The organism is Tenacibaculum profundicola, assembly GCF_057220795.1.
The window spans coordinates 821,388-843,137 of record NZ_CM170137.1 but is presented as its reverse complement, the minus strand read 5'-3'; the positions used below and the strand labels follow the sequence as shown (position 1 = coordinate 843,137).

General features: G+C 32.1%; 19 protein-coding genes. 13 read left to right on the top strand and 6 right to left on the bottom strand.

Translation table 11 applies throughout. The features are described 5' to 3' along the window. Positions 1 to 110: 110 nt before the first annotated feature. On the top strand, positions 111 to 1,265 hold the full coding sequence (locus AC2TDS_RS03475; RefSeq protein WP_484737731.1) for a class I SAM-dependent methyltransferase: 1,155 nt from the start codon (positions 111 to 113) through the stop codon (positions 1,263 to 1,265). A 148-nt stretch (positions 1,266 to 1,413) separates the two neighbouring features. On the opposite strand, the gene AC2TDS_RS03470 is transcribed toward AC2TDS_RS03475, so the two are convergent. Next, positions 1,414 to 2,928 (bottom strand): hypothetical protein, encoded by a 1,515-nt coding sequence (locus AC2TDS_RS03470; protein ID WP_484737730.1) that lies wholly within the window; start codon positions 2,926 to 2,928, stop codon positions 1,414 to 1,416. A gap of 146 nt (positions 2,929 to 3,074) precedes the next feature. Between AC2TDS_RS03470 and yiaA the strand changes: the two genes are divergently transcribed. Beyond that, positions 3,075 to 3,566, top strand: a complete 492-nt coding sequence (yiaA, locus tag AC2TDS_RS03465) for an inner membrane protein YiaA (protein WP_484737729.1) — start codon at positions 3,075 to 3,077, stop codon at positions 3,564 to 3,566. A gap of 153 nt (positions 3,567 to 3,719) precedes the next feature. Beyond that, a complete protein-coding gene (locus AC2TDS_RS03460) occupies positions 3,720 to 4,643 on the top strand; it encodes an EamA family transporter (RefSeq protein WP_484737728.1) in 924 nt (307 codons plus the stop codon). On the opposite strand, the gene AC2TDS_RS03455 is transcribed toward AC2TDS_RS03460, so the two are convergent. From AC2TDS_RS03455 to AC2TDS_RS03435, 5 genes are all read right to left on the bottom strand, one after another. After that, positions 4,618 to 5,433 carry a DUF1853 family protein gene (locus tag AC2TDS_RS03455; protein ID WP_484737727.1) on the bottom strand — a complete coding sequence of 272 codons (816 nt, stop codon included), beginning with the start codon at positions 5,431 to 5,433 and terminating at the stop codon, positions 4,618 to 4,620. The two genes, AC2TDS_RS03460 and AC2TDS_RS03455, sit on opposite strands and share 26 nt — an antisense overlap. Positions 5,434 to 5,444: 11 nt before the next feature. Further along, a complete protein-coding gene (locus AC2TDS_RS03450) occupies positions 5,445 to 5,948 on the bottom strand; it encodes an OmpH/Skp family outer membrane protein (protein ID WP_484737726.1) in 504 nt (167 codons plus the stop codon). Between the two features lie 147 nt (positions 5,949 to 6,095). Then, positions 6,096 to 7,010 carry a tRNA (adenosine(37)-N6)-dimethylallyltransferase MiaA gene (miaA, locus tag AC2TDS_RS03445; protein ID WP_484737725.1) on the bottom strand — a complete coding sequence of 305 codons (915 nt, stop codon included), beginning with the start codon at positions 7,008 to 7,010 and terminating at the stop codon, positions 6,096 to 6,098. Further along, complete coding sequence (locus tag AC2TDS_RS03440; protein WP_484737724.1) at positions 7,007 to 7,828, bottom strand: ion transporter; 822 nt, start codon at positions 7,826 to 7,828, stop codon at positions 7,007 to 7,009. Before AC2TDS_RS03440 ends, miaA begins: the two co-directional genes overlap by 4 nt. Positions 7,829 to 8,246: 418 nt before the next feature. Beyond that, positions 8,247 to 8,651 (bottom strand): hypothetical protein, encoded by a 405-nt coding sequence (locus tag AC2TDS_RS03435; protein WP_484737723.1) that lies wholly within the window; start codon positions 8,649 to 8,651, stop codon positions 8,247 to 8,249. Between the two features lie 82 nt (positions 8,652 to 8,733). On the opposite strand from AC2TDS_RS03435, the gene AC2TDS_RS03430 reads away from it, so the two are divergent. The 10 genes from AC2TDS_RS03430 to AC2TDS_RS03385 all read left to right on the top strand — a co-directional run bounded on the left by AC2TDS_RS03430 (position 8,734) and on the right by AC2TDS_RS03385 (position 21,695). Further along, positions 8,734 to 9,615 (top strand): tyrosine-type recombinase/integrase, encoded by an 882-nt coding sequence (locus tag AC2TDS_RS03430; protein ID WP_484737722.1) that lies wholly within the window; start codon positions 8,734 to 8,736, stop codon positions 9,613 to 9,615. Between the two features lie 71 nt (positions 9,616 to 9,686). Then, positions 9,687 to 10,493 (top strand): hypothetical protein, encoded by an 807-nt coding sequence (locus AC2TDS_RS03425; protein ID WP_484737721.1) that lies wholly within the window; start codon positions 9,687 to 9,689, stop codon positions 10,491 to 10,493. 241 nt (positions 10,494 to 10,734) lie between these two features. Further along, the gene (locus AC2TDS_RS03420) at positions 10,735 to 11,010 is read left to right on the top strand and encodes a hypothetical protein (RefSeq protein WP_484737720.1); all 276 of its coding nucleotides are present in this window, start codon (positions 10,735 to 10,737) and stop codon (positions 11,008 to 11,010) included. Between the two features lie 984 nt (positions 11,011 to 11,994). Beyond that, positions 11,995 to 12,717, top strand: a complete 723-nt coding sequence (locus AC2TDS_RS03415; RefSeq protein WP_484737719.1) for a hypothetical protein — start codon at positions 11,995 to 11,997, stop codon at positions 12,715 to 12,717. Positions 12,718 to 12,802: 85 nt separating this feature from the next. Beyond that, a complete protein-coding gene (locus tag AC2TDS_RS03410; RefSeq protein WP_484737718.1) occupies positions 12,803 to 13,297 on the top strand; it encodes a hypothetical protein in 495 nt (164 codons plus the stop codon). A gap of 278 nt (positions 13,298 to 13,575) precedes the next feature. After that, entirely contained in the window at positions 13,576 to 15,090 is a 1,515-nt protein-coding gene (locus tag AC2TDS_RS03405) for an IS1182 family transposase (protein ID WP_484737691.1), read from the top strand. Between the two features lie 224 nt (positions 15,091 to 15,314). Next, positions 15,315 to 15,515 (top strand): helix-turn-helix domain-containing protein, encoded by a 201-nt coding sequence (locus AC2TDS_RS03400; protein ID WP_484737717.1) that lies wholly within the window; start codon positions 15,315 to 15,317, stop codon positions 15,513 to 15,515. Continuing rightward, positions 15,512 to 17,320, top strand: a complete 1,809-nt coding sequence (locus AC2TDS_RS03395) for a type I restriction-modification system subunit M (protein WP_484737716.1) — start codon at positions 15,512 to 15,514, stop codon at positions 17,318 to 17,320. The genes AC2TDS_RS03400 and AC2TDS_RS03395 overlap by 4 nt, the downstream gene beginning before the upstream one ends. Beyond that, complete coding sequence (locus AC2TDS_RS03390; RefSeq protein WP_484737715.1) at positions 17,320 to 18,687, top strand: restriction endonuclease subunit S; 1,368 nt, start codon at positions 17,320 to 17,322, stop codon at positions 18,685 to 18,687. The genes AC2TDS_RS03395 and AC2TDS_RS03390 overlap by 1 nt, the downstream gene beginning before the upstream one ends. 2 nt (positions 18,688 to 18,689) lie before the next feature. Continuing rightward, positions 18,690 to 21,695, top strand: a complete 3,006-nt coding sequence (locus AC2TDS_RS03385) for a type I restriction endonuclease subunit R (protein ID WP_484737714.1) — start codon at positions 18,690 to 18,692, stop codon at positions 21,693 to 21,695. Positions 21,696 to 21,750 lie beyond the last annotated feature (55 nt).

Below are 21,750 nucleotides of genomic sequence, written 5' to 3'. Positions count from 1 at the left end.
TAATTAAACTAGAGCTCCTGATAGAAGTAACAAAATTAAAAAATGAAACAAAATTAAGCAGATGTAAGAATCTCATTGAAATACCGCGTTATATTCTTTATTTTTGCATTATGAAAGAAGCTTTACAACCACTTTTTACAGAATTTCAAAATAGTATCACCAATAATATTTTTGTAAAATTAACGATCAGTAAACCGATTAGAAAAAGTGACGAATTCCCCAATGTCTACATAAGGCAAATTCAACTAAAAGGAGACGTCTATTTTCAGTTTTTATATAGGTATAACACCAATGATCAAGTAAAAAATTATTCGATTGAGGCGTGTCTTGAGGAACTAGAACTTTTATTATCTAACAAATTTAGAGCGGCTATACTGTTTACTTTAGAAAACGATTTACAAACTTTTATTTCTAAAAAGAAAAAAGTAAGTTATAAAACTACCCGACCAAGTTTTAAGAACAAGCTACCAGAGAACCATGATAAAGTAAAAGTAAAAAGAGTTGAGAAAAGCCCGTATTTACAATACTTAGGAATTACAGATAAAGAACACGATGTAATTCCAAAAATGGCTGATAAATACCGTCAAATAAATAAGTATTTAGAAATAATTGAAGCGCAGCTTAAAACCGTAAAATTACCCCAAAAAATAAATATAGTAGATATGGGGTCTGGTAAAGGATATTTGACCTTTGCACTTTATGATTATTTAGTTCATCAAAAAGAATATGAAGTAACGGTTACGGGTATTGAGTTGAGAGAAAGCCTAGTTAACTACTGCAATGATGTTGCAAAAAAATGTGAATTTACCAATCTTCAATTTGTGGCACAACCTATAGAAGAATATGATAATGATAAAATTGATATTTTAATTGCACTACATGCTTGCGATACAGCTACAGATGATGCTATTTTTAAAGGTTTGATATCCAATGCTAAATTAATCATTTGTGCTCCGTGCTGTCACAAACAAATTCGTCAGCAAGTAAAAGGAAAAGAACAAGAAAGCCCCTTATTAAAATACGGTATTTTTAAAGAGCGTCAGTTTGAAATGGTAACAGATACTATTCGTGCACTGATTTTAGAGAAGAACAACTATAATACTAAGGTTTTTGAATTTATTAGTAATGAGCATACACGTAAAAATATAATGTTGGTAGGCGCGAAGTCATCTAAACAAATAGATACTAGTAGGATAAATGAAAAAATTAATGCTTTAAAAACGACATACGCTATCGATAGCCATTATTTAGAAACTTTAGTATAACACCGATCACTTGAAGTAGGTGTAAAAGAAAATGATGATGTTTTCTTTATAAAAAGTAAGAGTAGTTTTATATTATGGTATTTTTCTCTAATGAAGAAGAAAGGGCTTTTTATAGAGGTAATTTGAAGTGGTAAATTACTACCCTAAGTTAAAACTCACGTTGTGCCTGTTTAATTAAGTCAAGAGTCACGGCAAAAATAGGTTGTTGTGTCATCTTGCTTTTTAACCAAGCATAAAAGCTCATTACAAAAATATCTTCGCGTTTGGATCCAACAAACTCAAAAGAACCTTCTACTTTTTTTACAAAGGCACTCGTTGTAACTATTGCTGGAGTTTTGTAATAAAGTTCTACAAATTCTAGATATGTAAGCACCCTAAATTGCTGTATTTGTTTTAGGTATTTAGAGTGCTTTCTTTTGAAACTTAAAAGTCGAGATTCGAACAAATCAATATTGCCCAACTCTAGGTGTAACAATATTTCAATTAACCCTTTTTTAATGGTCCATTCAATACCGTTTTTTTCGATATACCAATTATCGGAATGGTTAAACTTAGAAAACAGACTAAAGGCCATTTTTAGTTGATTATTCTGGAAGTAAAACACGAGTAAACTTAATTGAATATCTAACGTTATAGCAAGGTTTGAATGTTTCTTGTCGAGGTGTTTTTCTAATAGATCGATCGCTTCAGTTTGATGGTTGGTGTAATTTTTGTTCAATGCCAAAAGCAAGGAATGTTGAGCTTCGTAGTTTTTATAGTACTTCTTCTTGTTCAACATCATATGATGATGCATACTATTTAAATAGGTCAAAGATTCTGTGAACTTTTTATTTCTGAATAGCGTATTTGCGATTAAATAAAGTACGCTAATATGGTAATATAGTTGCTTGTTAGCATCTTTTTTAGTTGTTAACTTTTCATAGGTTTTAATTAAAAAAGATTCGATACTTAAATAGTCCTTATTTACAAAAGCAGAAATGCTCACTATGGCGATGAGTTGGTATAACGATTTAAAAGACATGGAGTCATTAATATTAATATCATGCTCTTTAAAAATGGTATTGGTAATAGTTTCGAAATCTAGAAGATTTGTACCCGATCGATTTATGGTATTCAAAACATGTCTTATTTTGGCATATACGATATTTAACTCTTCCTCTACATAATGATTTCGTTGGTTTTCTTTAAAGTTTATTATGGTTTCTTCAAGATTAACAGAAGTATTAGTGTATGCATATTCGATTTTAGTATGATATATCTCATTTAAAATAGTAAATAATTGATGTTCCTTGGCTAAAGCTTCTGCTTTATTAAGAATTTTGTAGGCAGCCTTAAAATTTTTATGCATTAAAAAATCTCTTGCCGCTAATATGTATTTTACGATGAGCATATCTACCGAGTTTTCTCCTTGTAGTTTATTATGTGCAATAAAATCGATAAGAGAATTGTATAATCGTTGTTTAAGAACATAATAAGCATCTTTTTTAGCAGTCCCATAAAGAGTGCGACATATCACCTCCGTAGAACGCTCTCCTTGTAAGAGAAGTTTAAATAATAATATATTTTTAGCATCTTTTCGTTTGTTCCTTTTTTCCAAGTATGCTGTGAATCGTTGTTGCTCTTCTAAAGAAAAAGTAAAAATTATATTAATTATTTCTTTCATTAAGTCGTTAGTTTTGTATGAGGTAAATTCAATAAAATTAGCAGTAAATATACTATTTAACTATAATAAGTCATTAGTTTTTTGAAAATGTTGTTTTTTTGCTTTTCAGGAAATGTGTCATTTTTGAGGTCTAATTCAAAATAAAAATGGACAATCAAAAAACAATGAAAGAGGATCAAAACGTAACATCTACGATTAAAAAGAAAGACAGCCATAAAGTTTTTGATCAAAAACCAACACCTGCATTTATTGGTGCTTCATGGGCGGTGTTAATAATAGGAATAAGTTCATATTGTATCGGGCTTTGGAATTCTGATATGTTATTGAATGAAAAAGGATATTATTTTACAGTGCTCTTATTTGCTCTCTTCTCGGTTATTTCGGTTCAAAAGTCGGTTCGAGATAGGTTAGAAGGGATTCAGATTACTGAAATGTATTATAGTTTAAGCTGGTTTACTACGATAGTTTCTATCGTTCTCTTGGTAGTGGGTTTATGGAATGCTGAGTTGCTTCTGAGTGAAAAAGGATTTTACGGAATATCCTTTACCCTAGGGCTTTTTGCCGCAATATCGGTACAAAAAAACACGCGAGATATAGCCTATATTAAAACCCATCAAGTAGCTCATGAAAAAGATTAGATAAAGTAAAGTGATACCATTTACCATTTTCTTTTACAGTAAAATCAAACTCGTATGCCATAGATTTGGCATACGAGTTTGAAATGATTTTTACAACTCGTATTGTCATAAAGTAAAACTTTATTGTACATTTAGCGCCTTAAGTCAAGAGATATGAAGAAATCTACTTTGCTAGTTGTGCTAGCTTTTTTTTCAATTTATATTATTTGGGGGTCTACCTATTTGTGGAATAAAATTGCAGTATCTGAAATACCACCTTTGTTATTAGCTTCCATTCGATTTACGGTTGCGGGAGTCTTAATCATGATAATTGCAAAAGCGATGCGTAAATCTTTAGCGATCAGTAAAAATCAATTAATGAATTCTACCATAGCGGCAGTTCTCTTTTTGGTGTATGGTAACGGTGTTTTTGTTTGGGCTTTAAAGTTTATAGATAGCGGTTTTGCAGCACTATTGGCTTCGACGCAACCTTTATTTGTATTGTTTTTAATGAGACTGATCGACGGAAAACGAATGCAACGAAAATCAATAATAGGTGTGTGTTTAGGTGTTTTTGGAATGTATTTATTGGTAAGTCAAAGAGAAATCACAACATCTGAAGGGAGTATACTGGGGATTTTTATGATTTTTACTTGCGTGCTGAGTTGGAGCTATGGGAGTGTTTTTGTTTCAAAAGCAAACCTACCGAAAAACTTTTTTGTAAGTACGGGGTATCAAATGCTTATTGCTGGCGTGCTTTTATGTTTCTCTAGCTTACTGTTTAACGAAACATGGAGTTCACCAACGAACTGGACGTATAAAGCCCAGGTATCAATGATTTTGCTCATAATTTTTGGTAGTATTGTTGCCTTTACTTCTTTTAATTATTTATTAAAAGTCGTGTCACCTGAAAAAGTGGCCACCTCTGCCTATGTAAATCCTGTGATAGCCTTATTGTTAGGGTGGTATTTTTTAGAAGAGAAATTAAACGTGCAATCGATCATCGCTTCTGTAATATTGCTTACAGGCGTTTATTTTATAAATACGAGAAAGCGACTGGGAAAAAACAAGGTTACCACCAAACCACAAAAAGTTTAATTAATTCGCCATTGGCTTTTTTCATCCAGCATAACGGAGCTTGTTTTCGAGTCATAAAAGTGTCAACTCTTTCTTTGAATAGTGAAAAATTCAACCAAGCTACGTTTGGATGTGGTAACATCAGCCAATCAAGTTTTGTAGGGATAAAAAACTTACAATAGGCAAATGCCTGTAGCTCCTGAGCAGTGCAATAAAATCCTGCAATACAATCTGTATTGATTTGCGGGTATTGTTCTGAACTATTGTTTAAAGGAACAAACAGTTGTGCCTTAAAATATACTTTTTGTTGTATGGTTTGAATATTAAGATTCAATTGCTTTACATACGCATTGCATTCAGAGGAGTAGAGAAGGGGCAGCTGTTTTTCTTTTAGTTTGGTGAGCTTTTGAACGAATGAATCCTTTCTATTAGGGCCAATCCAATGATCTAGCTCGGAAGAACCTACCGTAGGATCGTACAAATAAAATTTATATACAATTTCTACATGTATAGGTATAGTATTTTGAATTAACAAACAATCTAGTTCCCCCAATGTTAATTGTTGTTGTTGAATTTGAATGTTTTCAGCAACAATACGTATTGAATTGTGCTGTTGTAATTCAAAAGAAACAAAACGTTCTACTAGTTTGCCTAAGGGTAAGTTGTTTGTAATAGCACCAGTAAATGGAGCTATGTTTGAATTCTTGACGTCGAATTGAATTAAATCGAAAACACCTTTTCCATTCCAAAGAAAAGGTGTTTTCGAAAAACCGTGATATTGTAATTGTAAATTCTTAAAGTTTCGGAGCATCCATAAAAATGTTATTCATTGATTCCTAATTTCGCTAAAACTTGTTTTGTGATATCAAAGCGTTCGTCAATATACGCAAATTCATTACCATTAACGGTTAATATCTGTGTGTAACCATTCGCTTTAGCTACTTCTTCAACGACTTCGTTTAGTTTTTTATATAATGGACGCATGTATTCATCTCTACGTAACTGAATTAATCGTGAGCCATTTTGGCGAAATTTTCCCATATCTTGCTCCATAGCAGTAATTTCTTGTATTTGGGTCTTCTTATCTTCTTGAGATAAGGTTTTTTCTACCTTTTTATAGGCTTCAATTTTGTCACTGTAACCTTTCGTTTTTACTTGAAAAGTAGAATCTAATTGTTTTGCATAATTGCCAATTCTGCTCACAACATTTTTCGTTTGAGGCATTTTTCCAATAATCAAATCAGTATTAATGGTACCTATTTTGGTTTGTGAAAAGTTAATAGTAGATAAAAAAAGTGTAGTTAAAAGTAAAATTTTTGACTTCATGTTCTCAAATTGTTTTGCACAAATATATAAAAGTGGGTACGCTAGACAATTAAAAAGAGTTAAATTTTATTTTTATATGTTTGAATCTTAGAGGTCATTTATAAGAATATCAAGTTTACTATTTGAAGAACAATTGTTGAGGTGAATTTAAGAACGATCCATAATTTCCTGAATTTCCGTAATTATTTCGCTATGCGGTTTTTCAAAATTAAACCATTCGATAGTAGGGTCTTTTCTAAACCAAGTGCCTTGGCGTTTGGCAAACCTTCTGGTGTTTTTTTTGATTTCTTCAATAGCAAATTCTTTCGTGAAATTTCCGTCGAAATGGTCAAAAAGCTCGCGGTAACCTACCGTTTGTAAGGCATTAAGATGGCTGTTCGGATACAGGGCTTTAGCTTCATCTAATAACCCGTTTTCCATCATAATATCTACACGACGATTTATACGGTTGTACATAATTTCTCTGTCAGCTCTTAAACCAATTTTTATACTTTTAAAATTTCTTGGAGTTTTTGGTTTATTTTTAAAAGAAGAATAGGTACTACCAGTAGCTAAGCAAATTTCTAAAGCACGTATAAGTCGATGAGGGTTGTCAATGGCAATGGTTTTAAAGGTTTCAAGATCTAGTTCTTGCAACTGATTTTGCAAAAAAGCAATACCCTTTTCTTCCAATTGCTGCGTAAGCTCTTTTCTGTATTTAGGGTCAACATCTGGAAAATAGTCGAGTCCTTTGATCACGGCATCCACATATAAGCCACTACCGCCCACCATGATTTGAACTGGGTTTTTCTGAAAAAGAGTTTCCAATGTAAGCAGCGCATCCCTTTCAAACTGCCCAACATTATAATCTTCAAAAACACTTCTATTTTGAATAAAATGATGCGGAGCTGCGGCAAGCTCGTTTTCATCGGGTACCGCCGTACCAATGGTCATTTCCTTGTAAAATTGTCTAGAATCACAAGAAAGTATATCACAGCCAAAATGTGCTGCTAGTTGTATACTTAAAGCAGTTTTTCCGATGGCGGTTGCTCCAACTATAGTAATGAGTGTGTTGTTTGTCATGAATCGTGAAGTTTACTTCCACAATGGTTGCAAAAAATAGCGTCATCATCATGCCCTTCGCATGAGCAGTGCGGGCAAGACTGTGTATTTAAATGAAGATCCTGAGCCCTCACTATTTCCGAAGATACGATACCTGTAGGTACTGCGATAATCCCATATCCTAAAATCATGATAACACTGGCAATAAGTTGTCCAAAAGGTGTTTGAGGAGCAATATCTCCATACCCAACGGTGGTAAGTGTTACGATGGCCCAGTAAACACTTCTTGGAATGCTTGTAAAACCATTTTCACCCCCTTCAATTAAATACATAACCGTACCCAGTATGATACAAAGAATAAAAACAAAAAACAGAAAAACGACGATTTTCGTTCTACTAGCTTTTAAGGCTTTTATAAAATTATTGGACTCTCCTATAAAACGTGCCAATTTTAATATTCTAAAAACACGCAACAGTCGTAAGGCTCTTAACGCAACCAAACTATGTGTTCCGATAAAGAAAATAGATAAATATTTTGGAATGGTTGAAAGGAAATCAATTATACCATAAAAGCTAAAAATATATTTGAATGGCTTGTTTATGGAAATAATTCTAAGGATGTATTCTATAGAGAAAAGAATGGTTAAAATCCACTCTCCGATGTTTAGAAGAGAACCATATTTTAGTTGTATATCAACAACACTTTCTAACATAACAAAAACAACAGAAGATAAAATAGCAATTAATAAAATGATATCGAACAATTTTCCTTCAGGGGTATCTGCTTCATAAATAATTTCATGAAGTTTTTCTTTCCAGTTTTGTGATTGCTTTTTCAAAAAATGAATTTTGTTAGAATATGTATTACAAAAGTATGTTATTGAAACTGGCTTACCAAATTTCAAAACAGTATAAAAACCTCACCAGTATGGTAGTCTGTTATAACTTGAAATAGAAGTGGTAAAAACAACTTTTTTTCAGTTCTATTTGGGTTTATATGATTATTTTAACTTTGGACGATTTTTTTAGAGTAATTAAATATTAAAGCCCTGTAAGTTACATTTACCATTAATACTATTAGTATTATTTACCATTTGAATGTACCGCAATAAAACGTTCTTTTTTCCTTTCTATCTCAATATAAAAGGAAATCATAGCTACTGCTGTTATTGATTTTTTTATTTTATATAAAGAAAAGAACACTCATTTTATTTTACAGTAAATCAAACAATAACAGGTATAAGTATAGAATTATTCTCAATGTCGATACCGCCAAGGATTAAAATTACTAGTTTTCATGTATTCTTGTTTTTGAACAATTATTAATTTTTCTATTCCTTTTTGGTCAACAAAGGGTAAAAACCCGTAATCATAACAAAAATAATAGCGTCCTTTATTAAAACTGAAAATATGTGTAAAGGTAGCTGGTAGAAAGCCTAATTCTTCGGCTACTTCTCTACGTATGGTAGCTTTACCGCTTGGACAGAAATAGGCCAGTATAGCTCTGTTTTTACGAAGTTGTTTATTCATTTCTCGTATGATGAATTCATATTGCCCTCTATTTCTATTATGATATAGATTTCTACATTGAGCATCACAATATTTTTTGTCCGTTCTACCTATTAACTCTTGTTCACAGGCTAAGCAATTTTTCTTTTTCATAAATAAGCGTTTAAAAACGTTTATAAACGTATATAAACGTTTATAAAACGGTTATTTACACAAAAATACAAATATTTGTCACATGGGATTATCTAAATTTCAGCACCATAGTCACATTAAAAAGGAGTACCGAAAAGCAGTTGCAGATTTGACTGATTTATTAATCAGAAAAAACTACAGTCAAAGTACTCAAAATAGCTATGTGCATATGTTTACTCTTTTTTTACGGAATATGTATCCTACGCCTATTCATGCTATTCATATGGATGATATTAAGAGGTATCATAGAGAGTTAATAACAGAGCATCAGAAATCTGTTTCTTATCAAAATCAAAGTATTAATTCAGTTAAGTTTTATTTAGAAAATGTATTGAAATATCCTTTTGAGTATATTGATTTGGAAAGGCCGAAACGGGCGAAGAAGCTGCCTAGTGTTTTATCTGCAAATCAGGTATTACAAATATTAAATGTAACGAGTAATTTGAAGCATAAAGTCATCTTAACCCTTATTTACAGTGCAGGGCTTAGAATTTCTGAATGTATTAATTTGGAAATTAAAGACATTGACTCAGATGTAATGCGTATTTGGGTAAGAAATGGAAAAGGGAAAAAGGATCGAATAACTTTGTTATCTCCCAAAGTTTTACAGCAATTACGTGTTTATTATAAGGTATACAGGCCAAAAAAATGGCTTTTTGAGGGACCGAACCAAAAGAAATATAGTGCTAGTAGTATTCGAAGTATATTTAACAAAGCTAAGAAAAGAGCGAAAATTACTATGCCAGCAACGGTTCATACATTACGACATTCTTTTGCTACTCATTTATTAGAAAACGGAACCAATTTACGTTATATACAAAAACTTTTAGGACATAATTCAAGTAAAACTACTGAAATTTACACACATGTAGCCAGTGATATGCTTACAAATATTAAAAGTCCTTTGGATTACATTGAGAAATAGGGTTATATTTGAAAGGTAGATATGCGCAATTGTGCATATTAAGTAGTTAGGCACAAGCTGAAATCACTCAAATGAATAAACGAATTTCTAAAATACCGAATGATGTACAAGACAGGAATTCTGTTGCTTGGAAAAAACTGTGTGAATATATTGATGTAGTTGCGGAAAATGGTACTGATGAGTTTGTACCGAGAGAAGCTATAGGAGATGAATTGTTTTCGCAGATTTATACTCTGCCCGAATCTATTTCTAAACTTAAAAAAGTAAAGAAAGTTGGACTTTACGGAAGTAATTTAAAGAGAATTCCGCCTGAAATTGGTGAAATGGAATCACTCGAATACTTTGACCCATACACTTCTTACGATTTGAATTGGTTTCCATTCGAGATTTCTAGATGTAAAAAACTAAAAGACAGCCGAATTAGTACGAGAGCACTTTATGGAAATTATAAAAACCGAATGGGATTTCCGAAACTTGACCATAATCCTGTGAAACATTTTGGAGATAATCTAAAATGTAGTGTATGCGATAAAAAACTAACAGACGAAACGACAAACCAAATGTGGATTACTGCACATATTGGAACTGACACTATTCCTATGCTCGCAAATCTATGTTCTAAAGAATGTGAAGCGCATTTGCCGAAACCACCTAAAAACTATGTTCAGTTTGCGCATAATGGTGGTGCTGATTTAGTTCAACCACCTGACGAAGACGAACTATGGGAAATTGAAATGGCTGAAAGAGAAAAAGCGGAGAAAGAAAACAAAAATATAACTGAACAACCTGAACCAGTTAAAGAGAAATCTAAAATTGTAGAAAAAGAAAAGTTTAAATTTCCTTTGATTAAACTTGTTCGGAAAATTTGGGAGAAATAAATAAAGCCAGATGCCTAACAATGGCTATAATTAATACGGGTTTTGGTGCTTAACCCAAAGTTTAGAGCTTTTAACTAAGTCCGCCAAATCTTTTGATTTGGCTTTAAAATGAAAAGATAAAACAAAATAAAAAGTTTTGGTTTAAGTGCTTAATCGGAAATTAATTGCTTTTTAATTCCCGTACTAACCATAGCCGAGACGTTGGCTTTAATGCCCAAACCAGAATATAAAACTAATTTGAATGGATAGGAAAACACTTTCTGAATTATCGAACGAAGAATTGATAATTGAAAAAAAGAAGCTGAAAAAGAGAAAAGTAACTAATGCATTAATAATTGGTTTTTTGACTGGAATTATTGCGGTTGGATTTATGGCTTGGTTCTTAGGTTCAAAAAAGAACTTTATCGCTTTTCTTCTTCCAATGATTTTTCCGATTTACTTCATATACTTAATTATCAAAAATTCTAAAAAATATAAGGTGTTGGAAATAGTTCTAAAAGAACGAAAACTAAGTTGAGAAATTGATTAATGATATCCATATTGGATTATTATGCAGAATTTGAAAGAAAATGGAAAAACATAAAATTAAGTCTGACTTGCACTCGGATGTAAAAAGAGAAAAGCACTAAAAGCCAACAATGTTTATAGTGCATAGCACCCTCCGGGATGCTACGACACCATACACGGAACGTTATGTATGACCGCTCTGAATGGTTTTGAAAACAAATAAATTCCAATTTGGGTGGATAGAGGATAAGAACAAAAACTAAAAATTGCTTACTATAATGAATGAGAATAAGACTGTGATTTTGTAAGCATTTATAAAGATTTTAGGATTGATATTAAACGATAAAAATTAAGGTCAGAATTATAAAACCTATTTTTTATCTTTGGTTGAGTTAGTTTTGTATAAGCCAAGTGTAGGCTTCGTCTTTTGTACAAAGCTTCTTTAAAAATAAATTAAAAGTTATGTGTGTATTTGTCGCCAAGCAATACGTGTCGCTATCCATACATAACAACATGTAAAACCAATGCCTGCCTTTGCGCGCTAAGTTCCAGCCGCATTTTACGGCACTGTTATTACACAAACGTTATGTATGACCGCTCTGAATGGTTTTGAAAACAAATAAATTCCAATTTGGGTGGATAAAAGATAAGAACAAAAACTAAAAATTGCTTACTATAATGAATGAGAATAAGACTGTGATTTTGTAAGCATTTATAAAGATTTTAGGATTGATATTAAACGATAAAAATTAAGGTCAGAATTATAAAACCTATTTTTTATCTTTGGTTGAGTTAGTTTTGTATAAAACAAGTGTAGGCTTCGGCTTTTGTACAAAGCTTCTTTAAAAAAAAATAAAAGTTATGTGTGTATTTGTCGCCAAGCAATACGTGTCGCTATCCATACATAACAACATGTAAAACCAATGCCTGCCTTTGCGCGCTAAGTTCCAGCCGCATTTCACGGCACTGTTATTACACAAACGTTAGCAATAATATGAAAAGAATAATTTTAAGTTTAGTAATAATTGTACTTTCCTGTAAAAAAGAGTTGAAAAAGGGATTTAAAAATGAAAATAGTAAATTTGAAAAATCTAAGGTTTTAAATGAAAAATCGTATTCTGACTCATTGAATAAAAGAAAAACTTCTATTTCGATTAAAGATTCTATTTTAGATGTAAATTATATTATCTCAAAAACATCAAAATTATCAAGAAAAATTAATGTAAAACATAATTATACCCAAACTAAAAGAAGGAATAGAATATCTAAAAGCTTTCTTTCAAAGTATATAACACCTCATAAGATTGATTTTGGATTTCCGGATAATTTGCCCAGTGATTACCCCGAATCTTATTGCTTCCAAGAATTTAAAGAGTATCCTAATTTTAACCTTTTTACTTTTACTTATGATGACGAGAGTTGCTGTAAAACCTTGTATGCAGCAACAACAAGGAAAGATAGAATTGAAATAATTAGTATTGGAGTTATAGGCTATGAAGGCGGTGATGGAGGTTGGTCTGGTAAAAAATATGGTGAATGGTATAGTGATTATGGTCTTTCTAGCACTGAAATATCAAATTATAAAGATCCTTTAGAAGATAGTAATGAAATAGAGACAGATACCATTTGGTCAGAAGTTCAATTAAACAACCAAGGGATTTTGAATTATATTGAACACCATAAAGTTAAATATATAGGAAATAAACAAATTGAGTAATACTATTGCTAACAACACCTAAACTGCATTAAAACGCAGCTTAGCCAAAACGTTGTAGCTAATTAAAGCCCAAAAAAACATAGCAATGAAAGTAATATTCACAATACTTATTCTGACTTCACTATTTTTAGTTGGTTGTGGTAATAAAAATAAAAACACAGAATCTAAAAATGTATCAGAGAAAACGGAAATTGAACCTAAATCATTATTAGATAATGTAAAACTTGCTATAAATCCTAAATTTAAAGACTGGGTATTGTTTAAGAATGGAACTTATATAATATTCGATGATATCACCCAAGTTGAAAACATTGAAAGAGAAGCAATAAAACTTATGGAAAAATTCGGACCAGTATTTGCTGGTGGACCTGCTGGAGATTTTAATGTTATTACTTTAAATCAAACAGAAGGCTGGATAGTTTCAGGACACGGATATGGAATGTACACGTATGTTAATCCGACGGAAATAGAATCAAAATCACCTAACGATATTACAATTGGACTCTGTGGACGTTCAAAACGAAATAGTGATGGAGAAAATCCGATTATAATTCATATTAATAGTTCTGAAATCAACTAGCTACAACAATGGCTATAATTAATACGGGTTTTGGTGCTTAACCCAAAGTGTAGTGCTTTTTAACTAAGTCCGCCAAATCTTTTTGATTTGGGTTTGAAATAGAAAATATAAAACAAATAAAAAAGTTTTGGCTAAGTGCTTAATCGGAAATTCATTACTTTTAATTCCCGCACTAACCATAGCCCAACCGTCAGACTGCGCAAAAACTCTTACTATAAAGGTTTTAAATTTGATTAACTATTCGTATTTTAATAGTGTAATTAAACACTAATTTTTATATGGATTTTATTCAAGGATTTGACCGAAATCAATTACAAATGATATCGTTTGATGAATTTGTAAAACAAGACTCTTGGGCTAGAATAGTTGATTTGTTTGTAGCGTGTTTACCAATAGATACTTTAGGTTTTAAGCATGAACATGCAAGTCAGGGACGTCCACCATATGCCACAACAGACTTATTGAAACTATTGTTGTACGGCTACAAAAATCATTTACGATCATCACGCAAGTTAGCACATGCCTGTCAGGTTAATATGGAAGTGATTTGGCTAATCAAAGGACTCAAACCATCAGCTCGTAAAATTGCTTACTTTAGAAAAGATAATTCAAAAGCATTTAAACAGGCCTTTAGATATTTTGTACTAATGCTTAAAGACATGGAGCTTATTGATGGTCAAACTATAGCAATAGATTCATTTAAAATTAGAGCTCAGAATGCACTCAAAAACAATTTTAACCAAAAGAAAATTGACAGGCATATCAAGTATATTGATGATAAAATAAATGAATACCTAAGTCAATTAGAACAAGAAGATGAGCTCGATAAACAAGAAAAAATCAAACATAAAATAGAGTATCAGCATAATAAAAAACTTAATTATATAAACATAGAAAAGCAACTTATTGATAGTGAACAAACACAAATAAGTTTAAGCGATCCAGATGCCAGAAGTGTGGTGCTACACCGAAACATCATCAATGTAGGTTATTGTATACAGGCTGGATGTGATAGTAAACACAACCTATTTATTAATAACGATACGGGAACAGTAAACGACACTCATGCGCTGTCTCCAATGGCTTTAGATGCAAAAAAAATACTAAAATTGAAACAGATGAATGTTTTGACAGATAAAGGTTATACAACAGGGAAGCACATTGATATTTGCACCAAAAATAACATTACAACATTTTCATCACCAAAGGCACATTCTTCTCAAAACAACGGCTTGTATGATATGCAAATTTTTAAATACAATCCACAACAAGACTATTATACCTGTCCTGCTAATAAACTACTTAAAACCAACGGAACTATTTACAATAAAAACAAGCATAAAGTAAAACATTATAAAAACCGACAAGCCTGTAAAAATTGTGACCTTAGAGCACAATGTACCACCAATAAAAACGGACGATTTATTGAACGATCCATTTACCAAGAAGCCCTTGAGAATAATAAAAAAAGAGTAGATTCAAATCCAGACTATTATAGGTTAAGGCAACAAGTAACCGAACATCAATTCGGCACTTTAAAACGACAATGGGGATTTACCTTTACACTTATGAAAGGCAAAGAAAACGTACTTTCAGAAGTTAATTTGATGATGATGGTTTACAACCTTAGAAGACTTATGTCTATTTTTACTCCAAACGATCTAAAAAACAAGCTAAAAGCGCTTGACCGACATATTTTGCACCTATACAAGCTATTTTTAGACTTTACAAGACCCTATTTATTTAAAAGTAACTTCCTCGTTGTAAATCCACTAATAATTAAGCACCCTTAGAACAAGCTAAAAAAGAAATAATAGCTACTTTTACAATAATAATCAGAGTTTGTGCGCAAACTCCCGTTGTATGCCATTGGAAAAAAGAAAAGCCACCGCACGTTCAAGCACATTTGTCGCTTCGTGCCTCAGCACCACCCAAACTGAATGATTATTTTAATACTCATTTAATGAGATATTGAAATATAATTCCTATTTTGAGGGCTGAATAAAACAATTCAAAAATGAACCGAATAAAAGAGGTTTTAGAAAACAAGGGAATTAAACAAAAGTGGTTGGCTGAACAACTGGGTAAAAGTTACAATATGGTAAACTCATACGCCCAGAACAGAAGACAACCAAGCATTGAGGACTTATACAGAATTGCAGAAATATTAGGCATTGAAGCCAAAGAACTATTAGTAGAAGCGAAAGACAAAAAATGAATTTAGATACACAAAGTTTACAACCTATTATCAATTTTATCTGGACCGTAGCAGATGATGTATTGATAAATAAATACCTAGAAAACCAATACCAAGACGTTATCCTACCAATGACGGTTTTAAGACGTTTGGATTTGGCTCTAGAACCAACCAAAGACCAAGTACTAAAAACGTACAACGAGTTTAAAAGTAAAATGGATAACCTTTCTGGACTACTAACTAGTAAGGATCACGGATCAGGATTAGAATTTTACAATACGTCTCCATATACAATGAAAAAGTTGTTGGACGACCCTAAAAATATTGATGCAAACTTTTTAGATTACTTAAACGGATTTTCTGAAAATGTACAAGACATCATTCAAAAATTTAAGTTTCGGAACCAATTAGAAACCTTTGAAACTACAGGGATTACCTTTTCTTTACTTGAAAAATTCTGTAGCCCTAAAGTAGAACTTCGCCCAGAGAAAATTTCGCCAATGGCAATGGGTTATATGTTTGAAGACTTGATTCGTAGGTTTAATGAAAAAACCAATGCAGCCGCAGGACGTCACTTTACCCCTAGAGAAATTATTGAATTAATGACGCACTTGGTTTATTTGCCTGTAAAAGACAAAATACAAAAAGGAACTTATTTAGTATACGACCCTTGTGCAGGTTCTGGAGCAATGCTTACACAATCTAAAAAGTTTGCCACCAACCCTGATGGGGAAATAAAATCGAAAGCTAGTTTCCATTTATACGGACAAGAAAACACAGGCGAAATGTATGCGGTTTGTAAATCGGATATGTTACTAAAAGGTGAAGATCCAGACAAAATACAATTTGGCTCTACGCTAAGTAAATATGGTTTTGACCCTAACCTTAAGTTTAACTTTATGCTTACCAACCCACCGTATGGTACAAGTTGGAAAGAAGACCAAAAAGAACTAAACGTAGGTACAGCAAAAAAAATAGAAATAAACGACACTCGTTTTAACCTAGAGATTAAAAATTTTAAAGGAGAACTAGAAAAACAATGTTTGACTTCTCGTAGCAATGACGGACAGTTAATGTTTATGCTACATATGTTGTCTAAAATGAAAGACCCCAAAGATGGTGGTAGCCGTATTTCTTCTGTACATAATGGGTCTGCATTATTTACAGGTGATGCAGGTAGTGGTGAAAGCGGTATACGCCAATACATTTTAGAAAACGATTTGCTAGAATGTATTATACAACTACCAAATGATATGTTTTATAACACAGGTATTGCTACTTATGTTTGGTTTTTAAGTAACAATAAAAGTGAAGAACGTAAAGGGAAAGTACAGTTGATAAACGCTTCTTCAAAAGCATTTTACAAGAAGAGAAGAAAACCTTTAGGAAGCAAAAGAAACGAACTAGACTCTGAACACATTTTAGATGTTCAGAATTTGTATTTCGATTTTGAAGAAAATGAATATTCTAAAATATTTAACAATGAAGATTTTGGCTTTTATCAAATAACGACTCATAGACCTGAAAAAGACGAAAACGGAACTATTGTTACCGATAAAAAAGGAAATCCAAAATCAGACAAGAATTTAAAGGATTCTGAAAATGTTCCAATGACTGAGAATATTGACGACTATTTTGCTCGTGAAGTCTTACCCTTTGCTGAAGATGCTTGGTACGATAAAAAGAAAATTAAAGTTGGTTATGAAGTTCCTTTTAGTAAATATTTTTATGAATATCAGTCATTAAGACCATTGGATAATATTGCAAAAGATATTCTTTCCTTAGAGAATGAAACTGAAGGACTGTTAAAAGAAATCATTGACTAATGAAGAAATATTCAAACTATAAAAGAACTGATATTTCTTGGCTTAAAGAAATTCCAGAGCATTGGAAGGAGTTAGACACAAAAAGATGTTTTGAGTTTCCAAAATTAGTTGTTGGCGAAGACTTTCCAAACTATAAGGTACTATCGCTTTCTGTGAAAGGAGTGATTTTTAGAGATATGGAAAGTAGAATGGGTAAACACCATTCAGATATGGGAACTTATCAAATAATTGAACCTGATTCAATTGTTCTATGTTTGTTTGATATGGATGTTACTCCAAGGATTGTAGGTCATTCTAACAAGACAGGAATTATAACTTCTGCATATACAAACATTAAACCTAGAGCTAATGTAAGTAGTAGATATTACTATTATTACTATTTACTTCAAGATTATAATAACTATTTGTTTTCACAAGGCACAGGAATAAGAACTACGTTAACCAGAGATCAATTTGGTGCTTTAAAAATTGCTCTTCCTCCTTTATCTGAACAAACCGCTATTGCCAATTTCCTAGATTACAAACTAGAAAAAATAGACCGTTTTATTACTAAGAAAAAACAGCTAATAGAACTCCTTACAGAGCAAAAAGCAGCAATCATAAACAAAGCGGTTACCAAAGGTATTAACCCTAATGCCAAACTAAAACCTTCTGGTATTGAATGGCTAGGTGATATTCCTGAGCATTGGGAGTTTACTAAACTTACTGGAGTATGTAGTTTTGTTAGAGGAAATTCAAGTTTTAAAAAAGATGAACTACTAAACAATGGTAAATATGTTGCTTTGCAGTATGGAAAGACTTATAAAGTTGATGAAGTTAATGAAGAATTTGAATTTTATGTTAATGAGGAATTTTATAAGGAAAGTCAAATTGTAAGTTATGGTAATGTAATAATAGTTTCAACTTCTGAAACTATTGAAGATTTAGGGCATGCTGTTTTTTACAATAGAAATGATTTGGGCTTATTAGGTGGAGAACAATTAATATTAAAACCATATAGCAAAATTGTGTATGAAAAGTATTTATATTATTCTTCAAAAATATTTACAAAAGAACTTCAAAAGTATGCAACAGGTGTAAAAGTTTATAGATTCAACATTAATGATTTAAAAACAATATACACAACAATTCCATCCATTGAAGAACAAAAACTAATCGTCAACTATATAGAAAACGAATGTAAAAGAATCGTAAAAACCATTTCCACCATAGAAAAGGAAATCACTTTAGTTGAAGAATACAAAACCGCATTAATTGCAGAAGCAGTTACAGGTAAAATAGATGTAAGAGATTTTAAAGTACCAAACACAGAAGAACCTTTGGAGATGGTAGCAGAAGAAGCGTCAAATTATAATAAAGCAGATTAACAATGAGTAAAACCACTAATACGAAAGAAAACGGCTTTGAAAAGCACATTGTAGACCATTTGGTAAATACTAATGATTATGTTTTGCGTACATCACAAGATTACGACAATGTAAATTGTGTAGATAGTGAACTCTTGTTTCAATTTTTAGAAGCTACCCAACCTAAAGCAGTAGAAAAACTAAAACGCTACCACAAAGACCTGTACCAGCAAAAAATACTAAAACGTATCAACGACCAAATAAAACTAAAAGGTATTATTGAAGTCTTGCGTAAAGGGGTTACTGATGGTTTTACAGATACTAAAATTCGTTTGTTTTATGATAAACCTGTTTCTGCGTACAACCAAAGTGCAAATGAGTTGTATCAAAGTAACTTGTTTTCTGTAATGCGTCAGGTATATTATTCAACTAAAAACAAAAACTCTTTAGATGTAGTTAGTTTTATTAATGGTTTGCCAGTCATCAGTTTTGAACTTAAAAACGAACTCACCAAGCAAAATGTAAAACACGCCATAAAGCAATACAAAACAGATCGTGATCCTAATGAGGAATTGTTTCGTTTAGGACGAATGGTGGTGAACTTTGCAGTAGACACAGAAGAAGTATGGATGTGTACAGAACTAAAAGGTGACAGCTCTTATTTTTTACCGTTCAATAAAGGAAACAAAAACGGAGCGGGTAATGAACCTAATGGTGGCATAAAAACAGATTACCTGTGGAAAGAAATCTTAACTAAAGAAACACTTACCAATATTCTTCAGAATTATGCCAAATTAATTACAGAAGAAAAAGAATACAAAGACGCAAAGGGCAAGAAGAAAATAAAGAAAAGTAAAAAACTAATTTTTCCACGTTTTCATCAATTAACTGCCGTCTCTAAGCTCTTAAAAGATGCACAAGAAAAAGGAGCAGGTCAAAAATATTTAATCCAGCATTCAGCAGGTTCTGGTAAAAGTAATTCTATCTCTTGGTTAGCACATCAATTAGTGGGTTTACACGACAAGGCAGGTTCTAAAACTATTTTTGATACCGTTATTGTTGTTACAGACCGTAGAGTATTAGACAAACAAATACGAGAAAACATAAAACAATACCAACAAGTAAAAGGTGTTGTAGAAGGCATTACAGAAGGCAGTAAGCAATTAAAAACTGCTTTAGAAGAAGGTAAAAAAATCATTATTACTACCATTCAAAAATTCCCACATATCGTTGAAGATATTGGAGATTTACCAGGGAATAATTTTGGAATCATCATAGATGAAGCACACAGTAGTTTAAGTGGTCAAATGGCTCGTAAACTAAACGAAACATTGGCTAAAGTAACTGGAGAAGAACAACTTCAAAGTGATTTAGAAGACTATGACGAAACAGAAAGTGATGAAGTAACAGGTGAAGACTTTATTAGAGCAATGGTAAAAGCTCGTAAACTATTACCTAATGCCAGTTACTTTGCTTTTACAGCTACACCAAAAAACAAAACCTTAGAGTTATTTGGAGAAGCCTTTGAACAAGATGGTAAAACTAAATATGCAGCGTTTCATTTGTATTCTATGAAACAAGCCATAGAAGAAGGTTTTATAAAAGATGTATTGCAGAATTACACTACATACCAAAGCTTTTATGCCTTACTTAAAAAAGTAGAAGAAGACCCAGAATACGATAAGAAGAAGGCTCAAAAGAAATTAAAAGCCTATGTAGAAGGTCACGACCACGCCATAAAAAAGAAATCTGTTTTAATGATAGAACACTTTATGGACAATGTGGTAAAAAAGAAAAAAATGGGTGGTAAAGCAAAAGCTATGATGGTTACAAGTAGCCGAGCTAAAGCCGTTCAATACAAACACGCTTTTGATGAATATTTAAAATCTATCAATAGTCCGTATAAAGCAGTTGTAGGTTTTTCAGGAGAAATTGATGGAGAAACAGAAGCTAGTCTAAACGGTTTTCCTAGTGGAAATATTCCTGAAGAGTTTGAAAAAGACGAATACAAGTTTTTATTAGTTGCAAACAAATTCCAAACAGGATTTGACCAACCACTACTCCATACAATGTATGTAGATAAAAAATTAGGTGGTGTTAATGCAGTACAAACCTTATCTCGTTTAAATAGAAGTCACCCGTTAAAGCAAGATACTTTTGTTTTAGACTTTGCCAATTCATCAGAAGATATAGAAAAAGCATTTACTCCTTATTTTGAAAACACCATTTTAGGAGAAGGTACAGACCCAAATAAGTTATTTGATTTACAAGATGCTTTGGACAATTACCAAGTGTATTCTCGTGAGCAAGTAGAGGACTTTTCAAATAAGATATTAGCAAACGTATCGGTAGATCAATTACACGATATTTTAGACCAATCTAGTGCTGTTTTTAGAGACGAGTTAGAAGAAGAGCAACAGGCAGACTTTAGAGCTAAAGTAAAGACTTATGTGCGTTTGTATATCTTCTTATCTCAAATTGTAGATTTTGAAAATGCGTATTTAGAGCGTTTGTATATTTTCCTAAATCACTTACAAAACAAACTTGTAACAGAATCTGAACCAGACTTTTCACAAGGTGTTTTAGATAATATTGATATGGATAGCTACCGTTTGCAACTAGAAGCTACTACCAATATTGCAATGGAACAAGGAGAAGATTTACAGCCAATTCCAACGGATATGAGAGGTGGCGTAAACGAACCTGAAATCGACCAATTATCGAATATCATAAGCACTTTTAACGACCGTTACGGAACTGAATTTGAAGATGCGGATAAGGTTAGACAAATGGCTGAAAGCATTGTAAATGGAGTTGCTAAAAATGAGGATATGCTAAACTCAATTCATCATTCAGATGAGCAAAATGCAAGAATTACAAGCGATAAAATTGCACAAGATGAATTGCTTAAACACGTAACAACGAACTTTGACTTTTATAAAGTGATAAACGATAACCCAGAAGCTAAAGAAGAATTTAATTCAATGGTTTTTGGAATGGTAAAGGAATTAATGAGAAAAGCAGTATAGTAAAGCCAACGCAAGTGCAAGCACATTTAAAGTTTGCTCGTGCCTCACAAATTTA